General features: G+C 69.6%; 5 protein-coding genes. 4 read left to right on the forward strand and 1 reads right to left on the reverse strand.

What is annotated here, in order from left to right:
* Positions 1-49 precede the first annotated feature (49 nt).
* Positions 50-964, forward strand: a complete 915-nt coding sequence (locus KUG41_RS00300) for an SPFH domain-containing protein (protein WP_216899924.1) — start codon at positions 50-52, stop codon at positions 962-964.
* A gap of 1 nt (position 965) precedes the next feature.
* Here KUG41_RS00300 and KUG41_RS00305 read toward each other — a convergent pair whose 3' ends face one another.
* Positions 966-1,454 carry an MAPEG family protein gene (locus tag KUG41_RS00305; protein WP_216899926.1) on the reverse strand — a complete coding sequence of 163 codons (489 nt, stop codon included), beginning with the start codon at positions 1,452-1,454 and terminating at the stop codon, positions 966-968.
* Positions 1,455-1,513: 59 nt separating this feature from the next.
* On the opposite strand from KUG41_RS00305, the gene KUG41_RS00310 reads away from it, so the two are divergent.
* The 3 genes from KUG41_RS00310 to KUG41_RS00320 form a co-directional block, all read left to right on the forward strand.
* Positions 1,514-2,005: a YajQ family cyclic di-GMP-binding protein gene (locus KUG41_RS00310; protein ID WP_216899928.1), complete on the forward strand. Its 492-nt coding sequence runs from the start codon at positions 1,514-1,516 to the stop codon at positions 2,003-2,005.
* 310 nt (positions 2,006-2,315) lie between these two features.
* On the forward strand, positions 2,316-3,845 hold the full coding sequence (locus KUG41_RS00315) for a mechanosensitive ion channel (RefSeq protein WP_216899930.1): 1,530 nt from the start codon (positions 2,316-2,318) through the stop codon (positions 3,843-3,845).
* A 240-nt stretch (positions 3,846-4,085) separates the two neighbouring features.
* A partial coding sequence (locus KUG41_RS00320; RefSeq protein WP_371733979.1) for a hydantoinase/oxoprolinase family protein occupies positions 4,086-6,253 on the forward strand: 2,168 nt, incomplete at its 3' end.

Genomic DNA, 6,253 nt, shown 5'->3' on the forward strand with positions numbered 1-6,253 from the left:
ATGCCGTTGGCCCCATCCTGCCTAGCGTTGCGGCAGTGAAGAAGCCTGCATGGAAGCGCTCATCATTCCGGTGCTGGTGGTCCTCGCCGGCCTGGGCATCAGCGGCGTGAAGGTCACCAGCAGCAGCCGCTCGATGCTGGTCGAGCGCCTCGGCAAGTACGACCGTGAACTGCGCCCCGGCCTCTCCCTGGTGATCCCCGGCATGGAGCGGGTGGTGAGCCACGAATCCCTCAAGGAGCGGGTGCTCGACATTCCCCCCCAGCAGTGCATCACCCGCGACAACGTCTCGATCGAGGTGGATGCGGTGGTGTATTGGCAGCTTCTGGAGCACGCCCGCGCCTACTACGGCGTCGACAACCTGCAGGCGGCCATGGTGAATCTGGTGCTCACCCAGATCCGGGCGGAGATGGGCAAGCTCGACCTCGACCAGACCTTCACCACCCGGCAGGAGGTGAACGAGACCCTGCTCAACGAACTCGACCAGGCCACCGACCCCTGGGGCGTGAAGGTGACCCGGGTGGAACTGCGCGACATCCAGCCCTCCAAGGGGGTGCAGCAGGCCATGGAGCAGCAGATGACCGCCGAGCGGGAGAAGCGGGCGGCGATCCTGCGCTCCGAGGGTGAGCGGGAATCCCAGGTGAACGCGGCCCGGGGCCGGGCCGAGGCCCTGGTGCTGGATGCCAAGGCCAAGCAGGAGGCGGTGATGCTCGATGCCGATGCCCAGGCCAAGCAGCAGTTGCTGCTGGCCAAGGCCCGGGCCGAGGCCGCCACCGAGCTGGCGGCCGTGATCGAGGCCCATCCGGCGGCGGCCGAGGGGCTGCGGCTGCTGCTGGCCAAGGACTGGATGGCCATGGGTCAGCAGATGGCCGCCTCCCAGGGCGGTTCGGTGCTGATGGTGGATCCCCAGAGCCCCGCCTCCCTGCTGGCTGCCCTCAAGGGGCTGCAGGAGAAGGGGGGCAGCTGATTCAGCTGCGCAGCACCGCCCGCAGCCCCTCGCTGTAGAGCAGGGCGGTGCAGAGGATCGCTCCGGCCCAGCAGAGGCTGCGCAGGGGTGCCACGTTGGCCAGGTAGGCCCCGATGTAGCCGAGTCGCAGGGCCGGCTGCAGCCAGGCGGCCACTGCCAGCCAGGGGGAAGCGGCGACCACCGATGGGGCCACCAGCAGGCACAGCAGGCAGGCCGGGGCGTGCAGGGTGAAGGCCTCGAAACTGTTCTGGTGGGCCCAGTTGGCCCGCTTGCCCCAGGCCGGCAGCCGCTCGAACATGGCCCGTGGTGCCGCCAGATCGCTGGGGGTGAAATCGGCCTGGGAGCGGGCGGCCCCCAGGGGCACCAGGCTGAACACCACCACGGCGCCGGAGAGCACCAGCGACCAGGCGAAGGGCGCCCCCGCCGCCGCCGGGATCACCGGCAGGGCGATGCTGGCCCCGAGCAACTGGCTGAACTGGAAGGCGGTCATCGGGGAGGGCGGCGAAGGTCTCTTTTCTAGGCTGGCGCTGCCTTGCCTCTCACCGCGCCATGGCTGACAGCTTTTCCTTCGACGTCGTCTCCGACTTCGACCGCCAGGAGCTGGTGAACGCCGTCGACCAGGTGCGCCGCGAGGTGGGCCAGCGCTACGACCTCAAGGACTCGGCCACCGAGATCGACGTGGAGGAGGCCAGCCTCACGATCACCACCGCCAGCGACATGACCCTCGATGCGGTGGTGGATGTGCTGCGCCAGAAGGCCACCAAGCGCAACCTGTCGCTGAAGATCTTCGATCTGCAGACCCCCGAGCCGGTGGGCGGCAACCGGGTGAAGCAGGTGGTGAAGCTGCGCAAGGGCCTCAGCCAGGAGCTGGCCAAGAAGCTCAGCAAGCTGGTGCGCGATCAGATCAAGAAGGTGACCGTGGCGATCCAGGGCGAGAGCCTTCGCGTCACCGGCAAGAACAAGGACGACCTCCAGCAGGTGATCACCCTGCTCAAGGCCGAAGACCTGGAGGTGCCGCTGCAGTTTGAGAACTACCGCTGAGGCCTGGAAGCACCGCGGCAGCCGCAGGATCGATGGTCGCCGCCGTGATCCTCTTTTCCAGGGGCGCGCTTCGGGGTCGACAGGCCCTCCGTAGCGGCCTGCTGACAGGCGATGGTGTCGGCAGGAGCCTTGGCTGTGACTCTTCTCTTGGCCGACTTGACATCGACTGAAGTCAGGTGCAGGTTGTAGAAGTCGTGCTCGAAAGTCCAGTCTTATTCTGGCCTTTCGATGTGGTCTCCAGTGGACGTATATGTTGTCATCTTCTCTTTCGACGATAGGGTCGTTTCCGGCATTCCTGCCCGCTCCTTTGTTGGAGAGCAGTTTCCCGCTGCTGGTCAATCTGCTGGGTGCCATCGCCACCCTGGTGATCGGTTGGATCCTCGCCGGTGTCCTGGCGAAGGTCGTGCGCGTGATTCTGCGGCGGACGAAGATCGACGAGAAGTTCTCGGCTGCCATTGGATCCCAGCCGGGAGGTCTGGCGTTCCGCCTGGATCGCCTGATCTCCACCGTGGTCTTCTGGATCGTCATCCTGCTGGCGGTCGTGGCAGCGCTGAATGTGCTGAGCCTCACAACGGTATCGGAGCCCCTCAATAACTTTCTGAACCAGATCTTTGCCTTCCTTCCCCAGGTCGGCGGGGCGCTGGTGATCGCCAGCATCGCCTGGATCGTGGCCACGGTTGTGCGCAGTGTCTTGTTACGCACCACCAGGAGCCTGTCCCTGGATGAGAAGCTCTTCGGCAAGGATGAACCGGATGCCCCCGCCGGTGTTCTGGTGGGTGAAACCCTGGCGAATGTCTTCTTCTGGCTCATCCTGCTCTTCTTTCTGCCTCTCGTTCTCAACACGCTCAATCTCGGATCCCCGCTGTCTCCGCTGCTGAACCTGCTCGACAATCTGCTGGCCGCCCTCCCGCAGCTGGTCAAGGCCGGGGTCATCGGTTTCGTCGGTTGGCTGATCGCCCGGATCCTGCGCCTGATCACCTCCAACCTGCTGCTGTCCACGGGGGTGGATCAGTTCGGCAGGCGCTTCGGCCTCGATGCCGCCAAGGGAGCCCAGCCCCTCTCCTCCCTGGTCGGGACCCTCGTCTTCGTGGTGGTGCTGATCCCCACCGCCATCGCCGTCCTCGAGGCCCTCGCCCTGCCGGCCATCTCCAGGCCGGCCACGGAGATGCTGGAGCAGGTGCTCACCGCGCTGCCCCGTCTCTTCACCGCCCTGATCATCGTTGCCGCCGGCGTGATCGTGGGTGGATTCATCGGCCAGCTGGTGAGCCGCATGGCGTCCGGCTTCGGACTGGATCGCATCGTGGCGTCGCTCGGTTTCTCCCCCGCCCCGCCGGCCGATGGGACGGGGCCCGCGGAGGAGCCTTCCCCGGAAACGCAGTCCGACCCTGCAGGCAGGCCCCGCCGACCCTCCGAGGTGCTGGGCACCGTCACCCAGATCGGCGTCGCCCTGTTCGCCGTCTTCGCCGCCACCGATGTTCTCGGTCTGCCGGCCCTGACGGCCGTCGTCAGTGATCTGCTGGTGGTGTTCGTCCGCGTCATCACCGGCGTGGCCGTGTTTGCCGTTGGGCTCTACCTGGCGAAGCTGGCCCATCAGCTCATCCGCAGTTCCGGCGGCAGCCATGGGGCGGTGGTGGCCCAGGCGGCCCGGATCGCGATCCTCACCTTCGCCGGTGCCATGGCGCTGCAGCAGATCGGGCTGGCTCCCAACCTGGTGATGCTGGCCTTCGGACTGCTGTTCGGCTCCCTGGCGATCGCCGCAGCCATCGCCTTCGGCCTCGGCGGCCAGCAGGTGGCCGCCGAGCAACTGCGCCAGTGGAAGCAGAATCTTCACGAGGAGTGAAGCGGTACCCGGGGGGGCCTCCTTGCACCCTGACGCGGCCGTCCTGAACGGACGATCCGCAGGGCGATCACCTGCCGCATCCATGCCCAGGGCAGAGGTACGGTCCCGCTGGAGCAATGGGGCCGGCCCGGAGCGTCGCGCTAGCGCCTTTGCGGCGGACCGAGCCCCGGCCATTCTGGAATGGCCCGCTGCGCTTCCGACCCTGGCGTCCCCCTGCCGTCCCCGCCTTTGCAGCCGCCCGTGACCGGCGCAGGCTGGCGGTTCTGGATCGACCGGGGCGGCACGTTCACCGATGTGGTGGCGTGTTCACCCCGGGGGGAGCTGCAGGTGCACAAGCTGCTCTCCGATCCGCCCCGCGCCCCTGATGCGCCAGTCCCTGCCGATCCCACGGTCGCGGCCCTGCGGGCGGTGCTGCAGCTGGCTGCCGCGGAGCCCATCCCCCCGGGAATGGTCACGGAGGTGCGGCTCGGCACCACCGTGGCCACCAATGCGCTGCTGGAGCGCCAGGTGGCTCCGGTGCTGCTGCTGGTGAACCGTGGTTTCGCCGATCTGCAGCGCATCGGCGACCAGCACCGACCCGAGATCTTCGCCCTGCGGATCGAGCGGCCCGAGCCCCTGCCCCTGCGGGTGATCGAAATCGGCGGCCGGCTGGCGGCGGATGGAGAGGAACTGGAGCCCCTCCAGCTGAATGGCGAACTGGAGCAGACCCTGCGGCAGGCCCGGGCCGACGGCTACCTCAGCTGCGCGGTCGCCCTGATCCATGCCTGCCGCCATCCGCGTCATGAGCTGGCACTGGGGGCTGCTCTGGCGTCGCAGGGTTTCACCTCGGTGCAGCTTTCCCATCAGCTCAGCCGTCAGCCCCGCCTGGTGCCCCGCATCGACACCGCCGTGGTGGAAGCGGCCCTTGGCCCCGTGCTCCGTGCCTATCTCCGGCAGGTCAGCGGATCGCTGGGGGAGGACACCCCGCTGCGGGTGATGACCTCCGGTGGCGCGCTGTGCTCGCCCGCCCTGGTGCAGGCCAAGGACACGATCCTCTCCGGGCCGGCGGGGGGGATGGTGGCGGCCGTGGCGGTGGCAGCTGCCGCCGGATTCGCCGGGGAACCGATCCTCGGCTTCGACATGGGGGGCACCTCCACCGACGTCTTCCACTTCGACGGCCGCCGGGGCGAGGCCGCCTGGGAACGCAGCCAGGAGACGGAGATCAGCGGCCTGCGCCTGCTCTCCCCCATGCTGCCGATCCACACCGTGGCGGCCGGCGGGGGGTCGGTGCTGCACGTGGAGGACGGACGTCTGCAGGTGGGGCCCCGTTCGGCCGGGGCCAATCCCGGCCCCGCCTGCTACGGCCGCGGGGGCCCCCTGGCGATCACCGATGCCAATCTGTTGCTGGGACGGCTGCCGGCCGATGGGCTGCCGGCGGTGTTCGGCCCCGGCGGCGACCGGCCTGCCGATCGGGAGCGGGTGGTGGAGCGTTTCGCGGTCCTGGCCCGCCAGCTGGGGGCGGCCGCTCCGGAGGCGGTGGCCCAGGGCGCGCTGGCGATCGCCATCGAGCGGATGGCGGAAGCAATCCGTCGCATCTCGATCCAGAGGGGCCACGACCTGCGCCATGCGGTGCTGGTCACCTTCGGCAGTGCCGGCGGCCAGGTGACCTGCCCCCTGGCGGACGCTCTGGGGATCCGCCGGGTGCTGCTGCATCCGCTCGCCGGGGTGCTGTCGGCCTATGGCATCGGGCTGGCGCGGCCCTCGCTGCTGCGGGAGCGGACCCTGCGGGCGCCCCTCGACGGGGACCTGCTCCCCCAGCTCGAGCAGGGGATCGAGGCGCTCGAAGCGGAAGCCACCAGGGCGCTGCGCTCCAGCGGCGATCTGCGGCCCCAGCAGCGGCCGCGGCGCCAGGCCCGGCTGGAGCTGCGCTATCGGGGCAGCGATCAGGGGCTCGAGCTGCTCTGGCCCGCCGTGCCGCGGCAGGAGAGGCTTCACGCTCTGCGGGCCGAGTTCGAGCGTCGCCATCAGCAGCGCTTCGGCTTCGTGGTGCCCAGCGAGCCGCTGGTGGTGGAGCGGCTGCAGGTGGAGGTGAGTGCCCCGGCCCTGCCGGAGGCTGGCCCGGTGGCCGTTCCGGAGGGGCCGGGCTGCCCGGATCGGCCGACCGGAGCCGATCCTTCGGAGTGGGTGCCCCTCTGCCTGGCCGAGGCGTCCGGGGGCAGCGGCGGCGCCGACGCCGTGATGGTCTGGCGGCAGGTGCCCCTCTGGCGCCGGAGGACTCTGGTGCCGGGGCAGCGCCTGGAGGGGCCCGGCCTCGTGGTGGAACCCACCGGCACGACGGTGCTGGAGCCCGGCTGGAGCGGCCGGGTGCTGGAGGGGGGGGAACTGCTGCTCGAGAGGGGGCCGGCGGCGGGCGGGGGTCGCCCCCCCCC

This window comes from Synechococcus sp. CCY 9618 (genome assembly GCF_019038415.1).
Lineage (GTDB): Bacteria > Cyanobacteriota > Cyanobacteriia > PCC-6307 > Cyanobiaceae > Cyanobium.

Bases quoted from the DNA above. Each gene is read 5' to 3' on its own strand.
- KUG41_RS00300 (WP_216899924.1), top strand. From the start codon at position 50: ATGGAAGCGCTCATCATTCCGGTGCTGGTGGTCCTCGCCGGCCTGGGC.
- KUG41_RS00305 (WP_216899926.1), bottom strand. From the start codon at position 1,454: ATGACCGCCTTCCAGTTCAGCCAGTTGCTCGGGGCCAGCATCGCCCTG.
- KUG41_RS00310 (WP_216899928.1), top strand. From the start codon at position 1,514: ATGGCTGACAGCTTTTCCTTCGACGTCGTCTCCGACTTCGACCGCCAG.